19 protein-coding genes are annotated in these 16,699 nt (G+C 72.4%); 11 read left to right on the forward strand and 8 right to left on the reverse strand.

Going from position 1 to position 16,699, the window contains the following annotated elements; translation table 11 throughout:
- Positions 1 to 52 precede the first annotated feature (52 nt).
- The 4 genes from ACFYUS_RS36150 (at position 53) to ACFYUS_RS36165 (ending at position 4,199) form a co-directional block, all read left to right on the forward strand.
- A complete protein-coding gene (locus tag ACFYUS_RS36150) occupies positions 53 to 1,090 on the forward strand; it encodes an ABC transporter ATP-binding protein (RefSeq protein WP_388862003.1) in 1,038 nt (345 codons plus the stop codon).
- A gap of 137 nt (positions 1,091 to 1,227) precedes the next feature.
- Positions 1,228 to 2,427: an ABC transporter substrate-binding protein gene (locus tag ACFYUS_RS36155; RefSeq protein WP_388862005.1), complete on the forward strand. Its 1,200-nt coding sequence runs from the start codon at positions 1,228 to 1,230 to the stop codon at positions 2,425 to 2,427.
- Positions 2,428 to 2,437: 10 nt separating this feature from the next.
- A complete protein-coding gene (locus ACFYUS_RS36160; protein WP_388862007.1) occupies positions 2,438 to 3,361 on the forward strand; it encodes an ABC transporter permease in 924 nt (307 codons plus the stop codon).
- 22 nt (positions 3,362 to 3,383) lie between these two features.
- Positions 3,384 to 4,199 carry an ABC transporter permease gene (locus tag ACFYUS_RS36165; RefSeq protein WP_388862009.1) on the forward strand — a complete coding sequence of 272 codons (816 nt, stop codon included), beginning with the start codon at positions 3,384 to 3,386 and terminating at the stop codon, positions 4,197 to 4,199.
- Between the two features lie 405 nt (positions 4,200 to 4,604).
- On the opposite strand, the gene ACFYUS_RS36170 is transcribed toward ACFYUS_RS36165, so the two are convergent.
- The 3 genes from ACFYUS_RS36170 to ACFYUS_RS36180 all read right to left on the reverse strand — a co-directional run bounded on the left by ACFYUS_RS36170 (position 4,605) and on the right by ACFYUS_RS36180 (position 6,999).
- Complete coding sequence (locus ACFYUS_RS36170) at positions 4,605 to 4,913, reverse strand: CU044_2847 family protein (RefSeq protein ID WP_388862011.1); 309 nt, start codon at positions 4,911 to 4,913, stop codon at positions 4,605 to 4,607.
- 23 nt (positions 4,914 to 4,936) lie between these two features.
- Entirely contained in the window at positions 4,937 to 6,322 is a 1,386-nt protein-coding gene (locus ACFYUS_RS36175) for an Ig-like domain-containing protein (protein ID WP_388862013.1), read from the reverse strand.
- A gap of 191 nt (positions 6,323 to 6,513) precedes the next feature.
- Positions 6,514 to 6,999, reverse strand: a complete 486-nt coding sequence (locus ACFYUS_RS36180; protein ID WP_388862015.1) for an SRPBCC family protein — start codon at positions 6,997 to 6,999, stop codon at positions 6,514 to 6,516.
- Positions 7,000 to 7,164: 165 nt separating this feature from the next.
- Here ACFYUS_RS36180 and ACFYUS_RS36185 point away from each other — a divergent pair, with 165 nt between their 5' ends.
- The gene (locus ACFYUS_RS36185; RefSeq protein ID WP_388862017.1) at positions 7,165 to 7,755 is read left to right on the forward strand and encodes a PadR family transcriptional regulator; all 591 of its coding nucleotides are present in this window, start codon (positions 7,165 to 7,167) and stop codon (positions 7,753 to 7,755) included.
- Positions 7,756 to 7,840: 85 nt separating this feature from the next.
- Positions 7,841 to 8,290: a peroxiredoxin gene (locus tag ACFYUS_RS36190; protein ID WP_388862019.1), complete on the forward strand. Its 450-nt coding sequence runs from the start codon at positions 7,841 to 7,843 to the stop codon at positions 8,288 to 8,290.
- 12 nt (positions 8,291 to 8,302) lie between these two features.
- On the opposite strand, the gene ACFYUS_RS36195 is transcribed toward ACFYUS_RS36190, so the two are convergent.
- Positions 8,303 to 8,617, reverse strand: a complete 315-nt coding sequence (locus tag ACFYUS_RS36195; protein ID WP_388862021.1) for an SHOCT domain-containing protein — start codon at positions 8,615 to 8,617, stop codon at positions 8,303 to 8,305.
- A 63-nt stretch (positions 8,618 to 8,680) separates the two neighbouring features.
- A complete protein-coding gene (locus tag ACFYUS_RS36200) occupies positions 8,681 to 9,100 on the reverse strand; it encodes a DUF6325 family protein (protein ID WP_388862023.1) in 420 nt (139 codons plus the stop codon).
- A gap of 230 nt (positions 9,101 to 9,330) precedes the next feature.
- On the opposite strand from ACFYUS_RS36200, the gene ACFYUS_RS36205 reads away from it, so the two are divergent.
- The 5 genes from ACFYUS_RS36205 to ACFYUS_RS36225 all read left to right on the forward strand — a co-directional run bounded on the left by ACFYUS_RS36205 (position 9,331) and on the right by ACFYUS_RS36225 (position 13,397).
- Positions 9,331 to 9,726, forward strand: a complete 396-nt coding sequence (locus tag ACFYUS_RS36205) for an SHOCT domain-containing protein (RefSeq protein ID WP_388862025.1) — start codon at positions 9,331 to 9,333, stop codon at positions 9,724 to 9,726.
- Between the two features lie 347 nt (positions 9,727 to 10,073).
- A complete protein-coding gene (locus tag ACFYUS_RS36210) occupies positions 10,074 to 10,709 on the forward strand; it encodes a hypothetical protein (protein WP_388862027.1) in 636 nt (211 codons plus the stop codon).
- A 51-nt stretch (positions 10,710 to 10,760) separates the two neighbouring features.
- Positions 10,761 to 11,210 (forward strand): RrF2 family transcriptional regulator, encoded by a 450-nt coding sequence (locus ACFYUS_RS36215; RefSeq protein ID WP_388862029.1) that lies wholly within the window; start codon positions 10,761 to 10,763, stop codon positions 11,208 to 11,210.
- A 97-nt stretch (positions 11,211 to 11,307) separates the two neighbouring features.
- Entirely contained in the window at positions 11,308 to 12,495 is a 1,188-nt protein-coding gene (locus tag ACFYUS_RS36220) for a globin domain-containing protein (RefSeq protein WP_388862031.1), read from the forward strand.
- A gap of 134 nt (positions 12,496 to 12,629) precedes the next feature.
- Positions 12,630 to 13,397: a rod shape-determining protein MreC gene (locus tag ACFYUS_RS36225; protein ID WP_388862033.1), complete on the forward strand. Its 768-nt coding sequence runs from the start codon at positions 12,630 to 12,632 to the stop codon at positions 13,395 to 13,397.
- Positions 13,398 to 13,628: 231 nt separating this feature from the next.
- Here ACFYUS_RS36225 and ACFYUS_RS36230 read toward each other — a convergent pair whose 3' ends face one another.
- The 3 genes from ACFYUS_RS36230 to ACFYUS_RS36240 form a co-directional block, all read right to left on the reverse strand.
- Complete coding sequence (locus tag ACFYUS_RS36230; RefSeq protein WP_388862034.1) at positions 13,629 to 14,414, reverse strand: polysaccharide deacetylase family protein; 786 nt, start codon at positions 14,412 to 14,414, stop codon at positions 13,629 to 13,631.
- A 230-nt stretch (positions 14,415 to 14,644) separates the two neighbouring features.
- On the reverse strand, positions 14,645 to 15,055 hold the full coding sequence (locus ACFYUS_RS36235; RefSeq protein ID WP_388862036.1) for a hypothetical protein: 411 nt from the start codon (positions 15,053 to 15,055) through the stop codon (positions 14,645 to 14,647).
- Between the two features lie 82 nt (positions 15,056 to 15,137).
- Positions 15,138 to 16,685 carry an ATP-dependent DNA ligase gene (locus ACFYUS_RS36240; protein WP_388862038.1) on the reverse strand — a complete coding sequence of 516 codons (1,548 nt, stop codon included), beginning with the start codon at positions 16,683 to 16,685 and terminating at the stop codon, positions 15,138 to 15,140.
- Between the last annotated feature and the right edge of the window lie 14 nt (positions 16,686 to 16,699).

Below are 16,699 nucleotides of genomic sequence, written 5' to 3' on the forward strand. Positions count from 1 at the left end.
GTTTACGCCCACGCCCGAGCAACGCTCCACCGCACCAGAAAGGTTCCCGCCCATGGAGGGAATGGCGATCCGGCTGACGGGACTGCGCAAGACCTACGGCCGGACCGAGGCCGTGGCCGGGGTGGATCTGGAGATCGCGGACGGCGAGTTCTTCTCGATGCTCGGCCCGTCCGGTTCCGGGAAGACGACGGTGCTGCGGATGATCGCCGGCTTCGAGACGCCGAGCGCCGGCACCGTCGAACTCGCCGGCCGCGACGTCACCCGTCTCGCTCCCTTCGAGCGGGACGTGCACACCGTCTTCCAGGACTACGCGCTCTTCCCGCACATGACGGTCGAGCAGAACGTCGCCTACGGCCTCAAGGTCCGCCGCGTGCCCCGCGCCGAGCGCCTGGTGCGGGCCCGGGCCGCCCTCGCGCAGGTCGGCCTCGACGGGACGGGCCGGCGCCGGCCCTCCGAGCTCTCCGGCGGCCAGCGCCAGCGGGTCGCCCTGGCCCGCGCGCTCGTCGGCCGCCCCCGCGTGCTGCTGCTCGACGAGCCCCTCGGCGCGCTCGACCTCAAGCTCCGCGAGCGGATGCAGGTCGAGCTCAAGGAGATCCAGCGCGAGGTCGGCATCACCTTCGTGTTCGTCACCCACGACCAGGAGGAGGCCCTCACGATGAGCGACCGGATCGCCGTCTTCCACGAGGGCCGGATCGAACAGGTCGCCGCCCCCGCCGAGATCTACGAGCGCCCCGCGACCCCGTTCGTCGCCGGTTTCGTCGGCACCTCCAACCTGCTGAGCGGGGACACCGCCCGGCGGGTGGTCGGCGCGCCGGGCACGTACAGCATCCGGCCGGAGAAGATCCGGATCCTCGGCGACGGCAAGGCGTCCGGCGACCCCGGGCACGCCACCGCCGCCGGCACGGTCGCGGAGGTCGTCTACCTCGGCGACTCGACCCGCTTCCTGGTCGACCTCGACGGCGGCGGCCGCCTCACCGCCCTCCAGCAGAACCTGGAGAGCTCCTCCGCCGACCTCGCCGCCTTCCGGGGCGCCCGGATCGGCCTCCAGTGGCACCCGAGCCACGCCGTGCGCGTCCCCGAGACCTCCTAGAAGCCCCGCAAGGCCCGTGACAGCCCCCTGCAAGGCCCCGCAAGAGACCCGGGTCAGCCCCGTCCGGGCTCCGCAAGGCCCGTAAGGCGCCCCGTAGAAACCGCGACTCCCCGTCCCCTCACGCAACGGAGATCCACGTGCGTCCGCACCGCTCCCTCCTGGCCGCAGCCGCCCTCTCCGGGCTGCTCCTCGTCACCGCCTGCGGATCGGCCGACCCGGCGGGTTCCGGGAAGTCCGGCGGTCTCAACCCGCCCGACCTGAAGGCGCCGACGGCTCTCGGCAAGGCCGAGGGCGAGGTCAATCTGATCGCCTGGGCCGGATACGTCGAGGACGGCAGCAACGACCCGAAGGTCGACTGGGTCACCCCCTTCGAGAAGCAGACCGGCTGCCAGGTCAACGCCAAGACGGCCGCGACCTCCGACGAGATGGTCTCGCTGATGAAGACCGGCGCGTACGACGCCGTCTCCGCCTCCGGCGACGCCTCCCTCCGCCTGATCGCCTCCGGCGACGCGGCTCCCGTGAACACGGCGCTCGTGCCGAACTACGCCGATGTCTTCGCCGGGCTCAAGAACAAGGACTGGAACTCCGTCAAGGGCGTCGCCTACGGCATCCCGCACGGCCGCGGCGCCAACCTCCTCATGTACGACAAGGAGAAGGTGAAGCCGGCGCCCGACTCCTGGTCCGCCGTCTTCGACAAGGCCTCGGCGCACCACGGCAAGGTCACCGCGTACGACTCCCCCATCTACCTCGCGGACGCCGCCCTGTATCTCAAGGCGACCAAGCCCGAGCTGGGCATCAAGAACCCCTACTCCCTCGACCAGAAGCAGTTCGACGCCGCCGTGGCCCTGCTCAAGGAGCAGAACGCGCACATCGGCGAGTACTGGAGCGACTACCTCAAGGAGATCTCCGCCTTCAAGAGCGGCGACTCGGTCGTCGGCACCAGTTGGCAGGTGATCGCCAACCTCGCCAAGTCCGAGGGCGCGAAGGTCGACGCGGTCCTGCCGAAGGAGGGCTCCACCGGCTGGTCCGACACCTGGATGGTCTCCGCCAAGGCCAAGCACCCCACCTGCGCCTACAAGTGGCTCGACTGGATCGTCTCGCCGAAGACGAACGCGCAGGTCGCCGAGTACTTCGGCGAGGCCCCGGCCAACGCGAAGTCGTGCGCCGAGACCGCCGACAAGAACCACTGCACGGTCTTCCACGCCGCCGACGAGGGGTACTGGAAGCAGGTCCACTTCTGGACCACGCCCATCGAGCAGTGCCTGGACGGCCGGACGGACACGCGCTGCGTGCCGTACGCCAAGTGGGTCCAGGCCTGGACCGAGATCAAGGGCTGATCCCGACGCCATGACCGCACTCTCCCCCGGGCTCTCCCCCGAGTCCGCGACGCGAGCCGCCGGCCCCGGCCGCAGTGCCGTCCGGCGGTTCGCCGGGGCCCTGCACCGGCGGCCCCGGCTGCGGCTCGCGGCCCTGCTCACCGCGCCGCTGCTCTGGCTGGTCCTCGCCTACCTCGGCTCCCTCGCGGCCCTGTTCCTGTCCGCCTTCTGGTCGACCGACACCTTCACCTCCGAGGTCGTGCGGATCTGGACCACGCAGAACTTCGAGGAACTCGTCAGCTCATCCGTCTACCGCACGGTCGCCCTGCGCACCGTCGGTGTCGCCCTCGCCGTGACCGCGCTCTGCGTCGTCATCGCCTTCCCGCTCGCCTTCTACACGGCACGGGTCGCGCACCCGCGCCGCCGGCCGTTCTTCGTGGTGGCGCTGCTGATGCCGCTGTGGGCCGGCTATCTGGTGAAGGTGTACGCCTGGCGGCTGATCCTCTCCGAAGGCGGGCCGCTGGACTGGGCGCTGCGGCCGTTCGGCCTGAGCGGGCCGGGGTACGGGCTCACGGCGACGGTGATCGTCCTGACGTACCTCTGGCTGCCGTACATGGTGCTGCCGATCCACACCGCGCTCGCCCAGCTCCCCGACAGCCTGCTGCACGCCTCGGCGGACCTCGGGGCGAGGACCTGGCGGACCTTCGTCTCGGTGGTGCTGCCGCTGGTGTGGCCGGCGGTGGCCGCCGGGTCCGTCTTCACCTTCTCGCTGAGCCTCGGCGACTACATCACGGTGCAGATCGTCGGCGGCAAGACCCAGCTGATCGGCAACCTCGTCTACTCCAACGTCACCCTGAACCTGCCGCTGGCGGCCGCGCTCGGCACCGTGCCGGTCGCCGTCATCGTGGTGTACCTGCTCGCGGTGCGGCGCTCCGGCGCGCTGCGCAGCCTGTGACCGGCCGGAAGGACCGCGACCGATGAACCTCTCCCGTCCCGCGCGGATCGCGCTGCGCACCGCGGCCGGTCTCGGCTTCGCGGCGATCTATCTGCCGCTGCTGCTCGTCCTGCTCGGCTCGCTCAACCCGGACCGCTCGGCGAGCTGGCCGCCGCCGGGCCTCACGCTCGACTGGTGGGCGGCGGCCTGGGACAACGAGGGCGCCCGCGCGGCGCTGTGGACCTCGGTCCAGGCCGGTGCGGCGGCGACCGCGGTGGCGCTCGTGCTCGGCACGCTCATCGCCTTCGCGGTGCAGCGGTACTCCTTCTTCGGGCGGGAGGCCGTCTCGTTCGCGGTGGTGCTGCCGATCGCGCTGCCCGGCATCGTCACGGGCATCGCGCTCAACTCGGCCTTCGGCACGGTCCTGGAACCCCTCGGCGTGGGCCTCGGGATGTTCACGGTGGTCGTGGGCCACGCCACCTTCTGCATCGTGGTCGTCTTCAACAACGTGGTGGCGCGGCTGCGTCGGCTGCCCGGCTCGTACGAGGAGGCGGCGATGGACCTGGGGGCGCACACGTTCCGCGTCTTCTGGGACATCACGTTCCCGCTGCTGCGTTCGGCGCTGCTCGCGGGCGGGCTGCTCGCCTTCGCGCTGTCCTTCGACGAGATCGTGGTGACGACGTTCACGGCGGGACCCGGAGTGCAGACCCTGCCGGTGTGGATCTTCAACAACATGACCCGCCCTCAGCAGGCGCCGGTGGTGAACGTGGTGGCGGCGGCCCTCGTGCTGCTCTCGGTGGTGCCGATCTACGCGGCGCAGCGGCTCTCCTCGGACACGCCGGGCGGCGGGCGGGTCTGAGGGGCCGCCAGGACGGCGGTGCCGCCCCCGCCCTGCCGGTTTTCCCGAACGCTCCCTCTGTCCCGCCTTGATGTGCGCGCCCTCGCCCGGCGGGCCGCCGCCCTGCGGCTGCGGCGGCGGGGCGGAGACCGCCGAGGTGGAGCGGGTGCTGCACGACGTGGCCCCGCGCTACGGCCTGCGGGTGCGCTCCTTCGTGGCCCCCACGGGGCTCTTCGTACGGGTCGGGGGCCGCCCCGACGGGCGGGGCTGCGGGCTGGACTTCGCCCCGGTCGAGGGCCCTGCCCTCCGCACCGGGACCACCCTGTCGGGCATCGCGCGGCTCGCCGGAGCCGTGAAGATCCTGCTGCTCCCGGCCATCGGCATCCTGGTCGGCACCGAACTCCTGCGGGCCCGGTCGCTGATCGGTCAGCCGGGCTTCCGATCCCATTCGAGGGTCACGCGCAGGCTCGCGTTCGCGTGGCCCTGGACGACCAGCGCGGTGAGCTTGCCGCCGTCCAGGCCGAGCTGGCAGCCGAACTCGACGGTCGCGCGGTCCGGGGCCGCCCGGTGGAGCGCCTCGCCGATCTGTCCGGCGAAGGAGGAGAGGGCGTCGGTGACGCCGGAGAGGTCGGGGAGGCGGTCTCGGAGCCCTTCGAGTCCGGTGTCGGGGCCGATGCTCCGCGTCTCCACGAAGAGGGTCGCGTCCCCGACCTCGACCTTGGTGATGTCCTGCATCGAAGCTCCCTGCGGTCGGCGGGTCAGAGGGTCGGGCTCAGGGCGCCCGCGGCGGAACCGGGATCAGCGCCCGTGCCGGTGTCGGTGTCGGTGGTGTCCGTGACGTCTGCGGTGTCTGTGGCGAGGGCGCTGCCCCGGAGCCACGCGGGCCAGCTGAGGTTCCAGTCGCCGAAGCCGTTGTCGAAGGGCGTCATGGGCTGCCCGTACCCGTTGACGACCCGCACGAGGTCTCCCTCGCGCACGGTGCCGAACAGCCAGGCGGCGTCCTCGGTGCTCATCCCCGTACAGCCGTGGCTGACGTCCTCGCTGCCCTGGGAGTCGAGCGACCAGGGCGCGGCGTGCAGGTACTCGCCGCTCCAGGTCACCCGGGTGGCCCAGCGGACCTTGAGGTCGTAGAAATCGGTGCTGGTCTTCGTGATGCCGATGGAGTCGCCGCGCATGCGGACGAGGGGCTCCTTGGCGAGGACGACCTTGATGCCGCCCCGGGTGCGGTAGCCGGCCTTGCCGGTGGTGACCGGGAAGGTGCGCAGGAGTTCCCCGTCGCGGAACACGGTCATCTCGTGGGCGGAGACGTCGGTGACGGCCTCGACCACGGGTCCGGTGGTGAAACTGAGGGGGCGTGAGGGGCCGCCGTAGAGGCCGCCGCCGATGCGGGCCCCGTCGAGGCCGCTGTGGACGTGGACCGTGGCGCGGGCGGGCCAGTACGTGCGCGGCCGGTAGTGGAGGGTGGTGGAGTCGACCCAGTGCCAGGCGCCCTCGACGTGGGGTTCGGCCCGAACCTCCAGCGCCCGTTCCACGACGCGGCGGGCTTCGGGATCGTCGGCCGGCACGGGGTGGCTGAGCTCGGCGGTGACCGGCATCCCGACTCCGTACGTGCCGCCGTGCCCGGGTCCGAAGGCGACGGTGAGCCGCTCCCCCGCGGGGGCCGGTTCCGTACGGAAGTCGAGGCGGGCGCGGTGCGGGCCTCGCGCCCCCGCCCCTTCGACGACGAGCCGGGCGGCGTAGCGGACCCCGGCCGGCAAGGGTGCGGCGCTGGTCCAGCGGGTGCGGTCCGCGCTCTGCGTTCCGGAGATCCGGCGGCCGCGCTGGTCGGTGACGTTGACGTCGGCGAGCACTCCGGGGGTACGGAGGGCGAGCTCGACAAGCCCGGAGGCTTCGGGGCCGAGTGTGAACGGCCGGCCCGTGAGGACGCGGCCGCCGCCGAGCAGGACCGCGTGGCGCGGGGCGGTGCAGAGGCCACCTCCGGCGCAGCCGTCGACCGAGACGACGGCGGTGGAGTCCCTGGCCCCGGCGGCCCACCGCTCGTCTTCGGAGTCCGGGTCCGGCGACTGGGCCGCCGTGCTGACGAGGACGGCTCCGACGGCCAGGGAGAGCGCTCCCCATCCCCGTGCGTATCTGCGTGACGACACGTCGGACGTCCTCCCCATTCCCGGCGGTGAGGTCGGCGGGCGTCGCCGACCTCAGCATCAAAACGGATGGAAGGAGTAAAAGATGATCACAGCACCGGGTGTGGCGACGGAGTCGGGGGCGAGACGACTCGAATGGGCCAGCGGGCGGGGCGAACGGGTCGGCGGACGGGTCAGCAGGCGGGGCGGGCGGGTCAGCGGGCCGGCTCCGGAAGTTCCTCGCCGGTCTCCAGGAGGGACTTGAGGCTGGAGATCAGCGCGGGCCAGCCCTCCCCGATCAGCGCCTTGATGGTGCCGTCGGGCTCCAGGTCGCCATGGGTGACCGTGAGCTTGACCGTGTCACCCGACGGCTCGATCACGAAGGTCACCCGGGACCGGCGCTCCCGGACGAGGCTCTCGTACGCCTCCTGTTCGAGACGCACGGCCTCGGCCCAGTCCGGGGTGAAGGTGTGCCAGGTGTACGAGAGGAGACGGCCGGGTTCGGCGGCGAGGACGACCTGCTCGGGGTCCTCGGTCCTGCGGCCGGCCTCGTCCCAGACCATGGGCGCGCCCGGGGTCCACTCCGACTCGAAGGTCACGCCCCAGTAGCGGCGGGTGAGAGCCGGTTCGGTGAGCGCCTGCCAGAGCTCGTCGGGGGTGGTCCGGATATAGGTGGTGTACACGAACGTGTCGCTGTCCATCGCGCTGCCCCTCGGATCTGCTCCCCCGCGGCGGCCCGCCCTCCTCTCCAGCCTAGGCAGGCGCCGGACGGACGTGCCAGCGAAGGGCACCCGTCCGGCCCAGGGATGCTCCGCCGGTTGAATAGGTGCGGAGGAAACTATTCAACGTGCTGCTAGCGTGTCCGGATGTCCCTCAAGCACGCCGTCCTCGCAGCTCTCCTGGAGGGCGAGGCCTCCGGATACGACCTGGCCAAGATCTTCGACGTGTCCGTCGCCAACTTCTGGGCCGCCACCCCGCAGCAGCTCTACCGCGAGCTGGAACGGCTCGCCGAGGCCGGTCTCATCACGGCCCGGGTGGTGGAGCAGGAACGGCGCCCCAACAAGCGGATGTTCAGCCTCACGGAGCCGGGCCGGAAGGATCTGATCGCCTACACGACGACACCGCCGCGCCCGAGCGCCGTCCGCGACGAACTGATGGTGCAGGTGCAGGCCTGCGACGAGGGCGACACCACGGCCGTCCGCGCGTTCGTGGCCCAGCGGATGGAGACGGCCCGGGCGAAGCTGGCCCGTTACGACCGGCTGCGGGAGTGGATGCTCGACGGCAGGGACGAGGACACGTACCTGGGCGAGGCGGAGCGCGTCGGGCCGTATCTCACGCTGCTGCGCGGCCGGTTCTTCGAGGAGGAGAACCTGCGCTGGGGGGAGCAGGCACTCGCCGTGCTCGACCGGCGCACCGCCGCGCGGAACGCGACTCCGGAGGCGGCGCACCAGGGATGACGCGGACCCTACCGTACGGTAACGTCACCGGCCGGCCACCGGAGGCGCCGGTGGCACCCCAGGGACGGATCGAGGACGGCCTGAGATGAACGTCGGTGACCTCGTCGAGGACTTCACCCTTCCGGACGAGACGGGCGCCCCGCGCTCGCTGACAGGCCTGCTCGCCGAAGGCCCGGTCGTCCTCTTCTTCTATCCGGCGGCCCTCACTCCCGGCTGCACCGCCGAGGCCTGTCATTTCCGCGACCTCGCGGCCGAGTTCCGTGCCGTCGGCGCCCTGCCCGTCGGGATCAGCTCCGACGAGGTGGAGCGGCAGCAGGAGTTCGCCGAGCGGCATTCGCTCGGCTACCCCCTGCTGTCCGACCCGGACGGTGCCATACGGGAACGGTTCGGCGTGAGGCGCGGGTTCTCGCTCGCGCCGACGAAGCGCGTCACCTTCGTGATCGGCCAGGACCGGCGGGTCCGGGAGGTCGTCCGCAGCGAACTGCGGATGAGCGCCCACGCGGACCGCGCCCTGGCCGCCCTGCGCCGCGCCTGACGCCTGCTCTCCTCAGGCGCCGAGCAACTCCGCCTCGGTGGCCGCGAACTCCTCGGGCGTGAGCAGACCCTGCTGGACGAGCTCGCCGAGCCGTGCCGGCCGGTCGGTGATCGTCGGTGCCCCGCCGGGGACGGGCGGCGCCGAAGGAAGAGCTGCCGGCGGCTGCTGCCGGGCCTGGAGTTCGGCGATGGCCTGCTCCTGGTCGCCCTCGCGGCACGCGGAGCGGGCCGCGCTGCGGCACGCGGAGCGGGCCGCGCTGCGGCACGCGGAGCGGGCCGCGCTGCGGCACGCCGCGCAGGCCGCGCCGCCCACGAGGGCCCCGGGCAACAGGGGCGCGCCTGCGGGCCGTACGACCGGCCGTGCGAGGGCACGTCGTCGGAGGAACAGCGTTCAGTCCCTTCCGGCCGCGGTGGCGACCACGGCCTCGTGATAGGCGTTCCGCGCCTCTGCGACGACCTCGTGCGGTACGCGTACGCTCCCGGAGATCCGGCCGCCCGCCTCGCGGATCGCCTCCGCCGCACGGGTGGCCCAGACGTGTTCGACGAGCAGCATCAGCGCGCACGAGCCGGGTTCGAGCGTCTCGGCCGCCTCGGCCGCGTCCTCGGGGCCGAGCGGATTGATCCCGGGCCCGATCTCGGCGGTGGCGTCGCCGTACTCCTCGTACTCGACGAGTTCGGAGCCGGACCCCTCCCCGGTGGCGGACTCGACCACGACGAGCGAGTCGATCAGCCGTACCTGTCCCGCCCTGCGGAGCTCCGCGACGGCCGTCACCGCCGCCGCTTTCAGCCGCTCTCCCGGGAAGGCGAGCACGACACATTCCACCGGGCCCACATGCCGCTCCGTTCCGTTCCCCGTGCGGTTCGCGGCTCCGCCCGGGCGTGCCCTGCCGGCCTCCCGCGACGGTCCGTGATCTCCATGCGAACACGGCCGCGCCCGTCCCGCACGCGGAGCCGGTACGACATGCGGACGGACGCGTGCTGGGCAAGACTCGCTCCAGCGCCAGGCCTTCCCCGGCCTGTGCGGGAACGGAGTGTGCAAGCATGGACGACTACCCCGCCCTCAACCTCTTCTGGACCATGCTGTGGTTCTTCCTCTGGATCATGTGGCTGTTCCTGCTGTTCAAGGTGATCACCGACATCTTCCGGGACCACTCCCTCGGCGGCTGGGGCAAGGCAGGCTGGCTGATCTTCTGCATCCTGCTCCCGTTCCTGGGCGTGCTGGTCTACGTGATCGCACGCGGCAAGAGCATGGGCCAACGGGACGTCAAGCAGGCCCGGGAGAGCGAGGCCGCGTTCCAGGACTACATCCGCAAGACCGCCGGAACGCAGGGCGGCGGCAGCGCCACCGACGAACTGGCCCGGCTCGCCGACCTCAAGGAAAAGGGCGCCATCACGGACGAGGAGTTCGAGAAGGCCAAGGCCAAGGTCCTGTCCTGAGGCTCCCGAGAGGGCGGAAGCGGCGCGCGGGAGGCCGCAACGCCGACGCGAAGAAGGGCGAGCGCCGTGCCGGGCTCCAGGGTTCCCTGCTGCGGGAGATCGCGGCGGACCCCGGGAGGCTCCCGGAGACGCTCGCCCGCTTCGCGCTGCGGCGGCTGGGACCGGGCGCCGGGCCCGCGGTCGAACGCCTCCGTACGGCTCATCCCGAGGCCGACGAGACGGCGCTGCGGGCCCTCGTCGTCGACCGTGGACTCCGGAGGGTCACGACGGAAGGCGCCTTCGTCGGCGGCCCGTTCCTGCTCCTCATCCCCTTCGCGTTCTGCGGCGCCCTCCTCTCCCAGGCGCGTATGGTGCTCGAACTCGCCGCCGTCGAGGGGCGGGACCCCACCGATCCGGAGCGGGCGGCCGAACTGCTCGTCCTGCAAGGGGTGTACGAGGACACCGCGGCGGCCCGGGCCGCCCTCGCCGCCTCCCCGCCCCCGCCCCCACCCCGCGGGCAGGGCGGGCGGAGGCGGCTGGCCACGTTCTGGGACATGGTGATGCGCATGGCCCGGCTGCTCGGTCTGCTCACGCCGTCCGACGACGGCGTGAGCAGATGGGGCCGGCTCGGCCAGTACGCGCTCATCGCCTGCGTCTTCCTCGTCGGCCTGGTGGCCCCGCTCGTCTGGCTGCCGTACATGGCCCGCTCGTACGACCGCGCCACGACCCGGCTGACCGACCGGGCCACCGTCTTCTACGTCGGCACGCGCGACCTGCGCGCCCCGCGCGGTGTCCGGGTCGACCCGGCCATGGCCCTGGCGGGGCTGCGGGCACTGGGATCGGTTCTGCTGCCGCTGGTCGGCCTCCTCGTGGTCGCCGCCACGGACACCCGGATCGCGGGCGGGCAGTGGCCGGTGGCCGGCATCGTGCTGGTCGCCAGCTGCCTGCTCACGGGCGGGTGGTGGCTGCGGCGGAGACGGCGGCATCGGGAACCATCTCCTTAAGACCCACCCCCTTAATACGTATGCGGGATACCTGTTTGATACGGTCGGGGCGTGAGGCTGACGAAGTTCACCGACCTGGCGCTCCGTGCCGTGATGCGCCTGGCGGTCACCGCACCCGAGGAGTCCGTCACCACCCGCGAGGTGGCGGAGTCGATGGCCGTCCCCTACGCCCACATGGCGAAGGTCGTCACCCGGCTCCAGCACCTCGGCGTGGTCGAGGCGCGGCGCGGCCGGGGCGGCGGGCTGGCCCTGACGGAGCTGGGCCGACGCTCTTCGGTGGGCTGGCTGACCAGGACGCTGGAGGGCGAGGAGGAGGTCGTCGCCTGCGAGGGCGATCCACCGTGCCCGCTGCGCACCGCGTGCCGGTTGCGCGGGGCGCTGCGCGAGGCACAGGAGGCCTTCTACCGCGCACTGGACCCGCTGACCGTCGAGGAGCTGGTGACCTCGCCGACCGGCCCCCTCCTGCTCACCCTCGGCCCGCGCCCCGCACGATCACCCTGACGGCGGACGCTCCCGGGGAGCGTCCGCCCCAAGCGGGACCCCCCGGGCATCCTCACACCTTTAAATACGCAGATCATCTACCAGATTGCGAGTTCCCATGCTGTCCGAGCAGGCCGTTCCGGTCGTCCGTGCCACCCTGCCCGCCGTCGGCGGCGCGCTCGACGAGATCACCGAGCGTTTCTACGGGCGCCTCTTCACCGCCCACCCCGAGCTCCTGCGCGACCTGTTCAACCGGGGCAACCAGGCCAACGGCGAGCAGCGGAAGGCGCTCGCCGGCTCCATAGCCGCCTTCGCCGTCGCCCTGCTCGAGAACCCCGACAGCCGCCCCGACGCCATGCTGTCCCGGATCGCGCACAAGCACGCCTCGCTCGGCGTCACCTCCGAGCAGTACAAGATCGTGCACGAGCACCTCTTCGCCGCGATCGTGGAGGTCCTCGGCGACGCGGTGACGCCCGAGGTCGCGCAGGCCTGGGACGAGGTGTACTGGCTGATGGCCAACGCCCTCATCGCCGTGGAGGCGCGCCTCTACCAGGAGGCGGGTGTCGCCGAGGGCCAGGTCTGGCGGGCCATGGAGATCGCCGAGCGGCACGAGGAGACGGCCGACACGGTGTCGTTCGTCCTGCGCCCCGCCGACGGGACCCCCACGGCCCCGTTCCGGCCGGGCCAGTACGTGAGCGTCCAGGTCACGCTGCCCGACGGCGCCCGGCAGATCCGCCAGTACAGCCTGTCCGCCGCCCCCGGGCACCCGCAGTGGCGGATCACGGTCAAGCGGGTCGACGGCGACCCGGCGGGCGAGGTCTCCTCCTGGCTGCACGCGCACGCCGCCGCGGGCGACACCGTGGAGGTCTCGGCCCCGTTCGGCGACCTGGTCCTGCCCGAGGGCGAGAGCCCCCTGCTGCTCGCCTCCGCCGGGATCGGCAGCACCCCGATGCTGGCGATGCTCGGCCACCTGGTCGCCACGGGTTCGACCCGCCCGGTCGTCGTGGTGCACGCCGACCGCGCCCCCGCCGCCCACGCGCACGCCGAGGAGCTGCGGCGCCTCGTGGCCGCGCTGCCGCAGGGCACGCTGCACCTCTGGTACGAGGAGCCGGGCGAGTCCGACGCCCGGCCGGGCCGCGCGGACGTCACGCTCATCGAGCTGCCGGCGGGCACCACCGCCTACCTGTGCGGGCCGCTGCCCTTCCTGCGCGCGGTGCGCGGCGGCCTCCTCGGCCGGGGCGTCGCCGCGGCCGACATCCACTACGAGGTGTTCGGTCCCGACCTGTGGCTCGGCGCCGAGGGCTGACACACCCTCACCGCCACTTCCCTCTGGTCCCCCTTCGATCCCCAAGCACCATGGCGCCACAGCCACGGATATTGGATAGTGAGGTGCCATATCAGCCTCGCAATCAGCGGGTTCGCAGGGAATGGACGGAAGTCATGGGATCGTTCGGAGCAGCAGTCGACGGCCGGGGCACGAAGCGGCCGGTGCGTGGGATCGCCCTCGACATCGGCTCCTCCCGGACCCGCGCATGGGCCCCGGGAGCGGGCGTCTTCGCAGACGTCCCGAGCGGACCGGTGCGGCGCGGCCGGGTGACCGACGCCGACTCCCAGCTCCGTCTGCTCCGGAGCCTGGCCGCCTCGGCTCCGGGCGACGGCGGGCACGACACCGTCGTGATGCTGACCCACCCGGTCCTCGCGGCTCCGGAGGAGCGGGCCGCGGCGAAGCGGATCGTGGACGGTCTGGGCGCGGTGCGGGTCATCGCCGTGGACAGCGCCCGCGCGGCGGCCGCCTACGCCGCCCCGTCCGGCGGCGGCCCGCTGCTCGTCGTCGACCTCGGCGCCCAGCTGACGGAGGTCACGCTCGTCGTGGACGGCCTCGTCGAGGACGCCCGGCTGGCCGAGGTCGGCCTCGACGACCTGCCGACGTCGGGGAGCGCGCCGGACACGATCGCCGCGACGACCGCCGACATGGTGAGCGACCTGTGGCGGCACGACCACACCGGCGCCGTCCGCGGGGCGCTGCGCCGGGGCGTCCTGGTCACCGGCGGAGGCGCCCTGCGGCTCGACGTGACGGGCCGCCTGGCCCACTTCCTCCGCGCCCGGCTCCGCCTCGCGAACGACCCGGCCACCAGCGTCGTCCGCGGCGCCGGTCTGATGCTGGCCTCCGCCCTCCGTCACCCGGCCGGCGCCCCGCCGCGCGGCTGACGGAGGGGCCGAGAGGGGGGAACGACAAAGCCCCGGTTGGACGGGGGATTCCAACCGGGGCCGATCGCCGTGACCGGCGAAGAGCGGTCACCTCTGGGGGGGACCTTGGGGACCGGGCCCCTTCGCAGTCACATACATAGGAACGGTGGGCCTTCCCCGATTGTTCCGAGGAATCCCGGGTGGGCGATGTGAGTCACCTCACCCGGTTTCGGCAGTTCGCGGCAGGTCCCGTCAGTCTTTCTCGGGACGGTAGACCTCGCCGGGCTCGGCCTTCCCGGGAGCGAGCAGCTCCGGCACCGTCACGAACGTGAAGCCCCGACGCTTGAGCTCGTCGATGATCGACGGCACGGCCGGCACCGTCCCGGCATAGATGTCGTGGAGCAGGATGATCCCGTCGCGGTGAGCGTTCTCCAGGACCCGCCGGCGTATGAGCGCCGAGTCGGTGGTGGAGTAGTCCTTGGCCGTGATGCTCCACAGGACCTGGGCGAGCCCGAGCTCCCGGCTGACGTCGGACACCGTGCCGTCGGTGCGGCCCTGTGGCGGGCGCATGAGCGTGGGCTTCCGGCCGGTGATCTTCTCGATGGCGTCCTGGGCGCGCGACAGCTCCCCGCGGACCTCTGACTCGTCGAGGTCGGTCAGGATCCGGTGCGACCAGGTGTGGTTGGCGACCTCGTGACCCTCGTCGGCGATGCGCTTGACCACCTCGGGATAGCGGTCGACGTGCTTGCTGCCGAGGAGGAAGAAGGTGGCGGGGACCCGCTTCTCCTTGAGGACGTCGAGGAGATGGGGGGTGTCCTTGCCCGGTCCCGCGTCGAAGGTCAGGGCGATGCACTTGACCTTGGTGCAGTCGACGCGGCGGGCCGCGTCCCCCGCCTTGCCGTCCGTTCCGGCCTCCGCGCGGGCGTCCTGCGGAGTGATCGGATCGGCCCCGCAGGCACTGAGCGTCAGCATCAGCGACGCCGCGGCGAGCAGGGCCGCGGTCACTGCCCTGCCGCGGCCAGGCCTGGATCGGAACATGATGGACCCGCTTTCCCCGTAATGTCTTCGGTACGGCGGTCACCGCTGGTCAGGACGGTGCGCACGACCGGAAGGCACTATACACATGGTGTATACCGGGGATGTCGGCGGGGTGTCGGCAGGAGCGCCCGGGGTCCGCCGACCGTTCACGGGCACGGGCACGGACACACGAGAACCCCGGGCGGCGCCCATCCGCGCCACTCGGAGCGTCCCGATGTTCCGGCGTTCCGCTAGCGGGACGCGAGCAGCAGCCGGGCCTCCGTCTCCTGGTCGCCGGAGACGGCTTGCAGGGACTGGATGTCGAAGCCGATGGCGAGCACCTTCTCGACCTCGTCGACGGCTCGGTAGCCACCGTTGAGCGTGGCTCCGACCAGGGCGGACAGATGGGTGGGGGCCACCTCCTCGCGCCGCCCGCCGGCCGTGTCGAACGTGGCGGTCCAGACGGTGGGCGCCGGCCCCGTGGCCGCCTGCGGGCTCGGTGTCGTCATGTCCTCCAGCTGGTAGACCCGGTCGAGGACGTCGAACACGGCCTGCGCGTCCTCCTTGCAGCAGTCGCTGAGCTGCACGGTGACATCGGTGTCGATGTGCATGTCGTACACGTCGCTCATCTCCTCGCGCCCGCCGGTCGCTCCTGGTGCCACGCGCCCCTCGTGCCGGGCGCTCGTCGTGCCACGTCTCCAGCATCCCTCTCGGAAGGCCGCCCCGCGAGGGCCGTCGACCGGGTCAGTGGCCCTCGATGATCCGCTCGACGACGTCGGCCTCCGAGGCCCGTTTGTCGGGGCGGTGCCGTACGACCCGGGCGAAGCGGAGGGTGACACCCGCCGGGTACCGCGTCGAGGACTGGAGTCCGTCGTACGCGATCTCCACGACGAGCTCGGGCCGTACGCGCACGGTGAACCCGTCGTCCGAGACGGCGAGTTCACCCAGCCGCTCGGTCTGCCAGCGCAGCATCTCGTCCGTGAGTCCTTTGAAGGTCTTGCCGAGCATGACGAAGCCGCCGTCGGCGGTGCGCGCGCCGAGATGGAGGTTGGAGAGCAGCCCGGTTCTGCGGCCGTGGCCCCGTTCCACGGCGAGCACGACGAGGTCGACGGTGTGGACGGGTTTCACCTTGAGCCAGGCGCGTCCCCTGCGGCCGGCCGCGTAGGGCGCCTCCAACGCCTTGACGAGCACGCCCTCGTGTCCCCGGGCCAGGGTGGCCGCGTAGAACCGTTCAGCCGCCTCGGTCTGCGCGGGGTCGGACGGATCCGCGACGACGGTACGGCGCACCCTCTGCGGCTCCGGCAGCAGGCGGGCGAGGACGGCGTGCCGCTCCAGGCCCGACCGGTCGATCAGGCCTTCGCCGTCCACCGCGAGGACGTCGAAGAAGACGGGCGTGAGCGGAAGGGCCGCGTACGCTCCGGCCACGTCGGCGCGGGAGCCGACCCGGCCGGAGATCGACTGGAAGGACACGGGGCGCCCCGTGCCGGGCTCGATCGCGATGACCTCGCCGTCCAGGATGAACGCGTCGGCGGCGACGGCACGGGCGGTCGTGACCACCTCGGGGAGGCGGTCGGTGATGTCGTCGAGCGAGCGGGTGTGCACCCGAATGTCATCACCGTGCCGGTGCACCTGGATGCGAATGCCGTCGAGCTTCTCCTCGACCGCGCACGCTCCCAGGGCGGCGATCGCCTCGGCGACGGAAGTGGCCGTGTGCGCGAGCATGGGCTGCACGGGGTTGCCGACCCGCAGCGTGAACCGGTCGAGACCGGAGGCTCCCTGGGCCAGCACGGCCTGCGCGACCGTAGGCAGCGACCCTTCGAGCATCACGGCCCGCCGCAGTTCGGCGGCGGGGACCCCGGCGGCCCGGGCGACGCCCTCCAGGGCCACTGCGTCGAGGGCTCCCTGCCGCACCTCCCCCGCCAGCAACCGCAGCAGGAGCTCCTGTTCGCCGTGGGTGGCGGCCGCCAACAGCGCGCGGACGAGCCGGGTCCGCTCGTCGCGGGCTCCCGCGCCGGACACGGCGGCCAGCTCCGCCATCGCCGCGTCGACCTGCCCGAGCGTGAGCCCGGGACGCTCGACGGGCGGAACAGCTGGTGGGACGACGTCCTTGAGGATGCTCCACCCGACCCCGATCCGCCCCTGCGGCAGCCGCCCGGACAGATACGCGATGACGAGCGGACTCTCCTCGGGCCCGGCCTCGGCGAACAGTCCTGCCAGCAGCGCGATCTTGCGCGACCGCGCGGAGGTGGCGGCGATCTCCCGGGACACTTCCGCGACACGCGCCAGCAGCATGCGCCCATCCTCCC

This window comes from Streptomyces sp. NPDC004284, assembly GCF_042874035.1.
In the GTDB taxonomy this organism is placed as follows: Bacteria; Actinomycetota; Actinomycetes; order Streptomycetales; family Streptomycetaceae; genus Streptomyces.

Excerpts from the sequence above, each read along its gene's own strand:
- ACFYUS_RS36185 (WP_388862017.1), top strand. The coding sequence starts at position 7,165 with ATGTCCCTCAAGCACGCCGTCCTCGCAGCTCTCCTGGAGGGCGAGGCC.
- ACFYUS_RS36240 (WP_388862038.1), bottom strand. The coding sequence starts at position 16,685 with ATGCTGCTGGCGCGTGTCGCGGAAGTGTCCCGGGAGATCGCCGCCACC.
- ACFYUS_RS36150 (WP_388862003.1), top strand. The coding sequence starts at position 53 with ATGGAGGGAATGGCGATCCGGCTGACGGGACTGCGCAAGACCTACGGC.
- ACFYUS_RS36230 (WP_388862034.1), bottom strand. The coding sequence starts at position 14,414 with ATGTTCCGATCCAGGCCTGGCCGCGGCAGGGCAGTGACCGCGGCCCTG.
- ACFYUS_RS36205 (WP_388862025.1), top strand. The coding sequence starts at position 9,331 with ATGGACGACTACCCCGCCCTCAACCTCTTCTGGACCATGCTGTGGTTC.
- ACFYUS_RS36180 (WP_388862015.1), bottom strand. The coding sequence starts at position 6,999 with ATGGACAGCGACACGTTCGTGTACACCACCTATATCCGGACCACCCCC.
- ACFYUS_RS36210 (WP_388862027.1), top strand. The coding sequence starts at position 10,074 with ATGGTGCTCGAACTCGCCGCCGTCGAGGGGCGGGACCCCACCGATCCG.
- ACFYUS_RS36190 (WP_388862019.1), top strand. The coding sequence starts at position 7,841 with ATGAACGTCGGTGACCTCGTCGAGGACTTCACCCTTCCGGACGAGACG.
- ACFYUS_RS36220 (WP_388862031.1), top strand. The coding sequence starts at position 11,308 with ATGCTGTCCGAGCAGGCCGTTCCGGTCGTCCGTGCCACCCTGCCCGCC.
- ACFYUS_RS36165 (WP_388862009.1), top strand. The coding sequence starts at position 3,384 with ATGAACCTCTCCCGTCCCGCGCGGATCGCGCTGCGCACCGCGGCCGGT.
- ACFYUS_RS36225 (WP_388862033.1), top strand. The coding sequence starts at position 12,630 with ATGGGATCGTTCGGAGCAGCAGTCGACGGCCGGGGCACGAAGCGGCCG.
- ACFYUS_RS36160 (WP_388862007.1), top strand. The coding sequence starts at position 2,438 with ATGACCGCACTCTCCCCCGGGCTCTCCCCCGAGTCCGCGACGCGAGCC.
- ACFYUS_RS36170 (WP_388862011.1), bottom strand. The coding sequence starts at position 4,913 with ATGCAGGACATCACCAAGGTCGAGGTCGGGGACGCGACCCTCTTCGTG.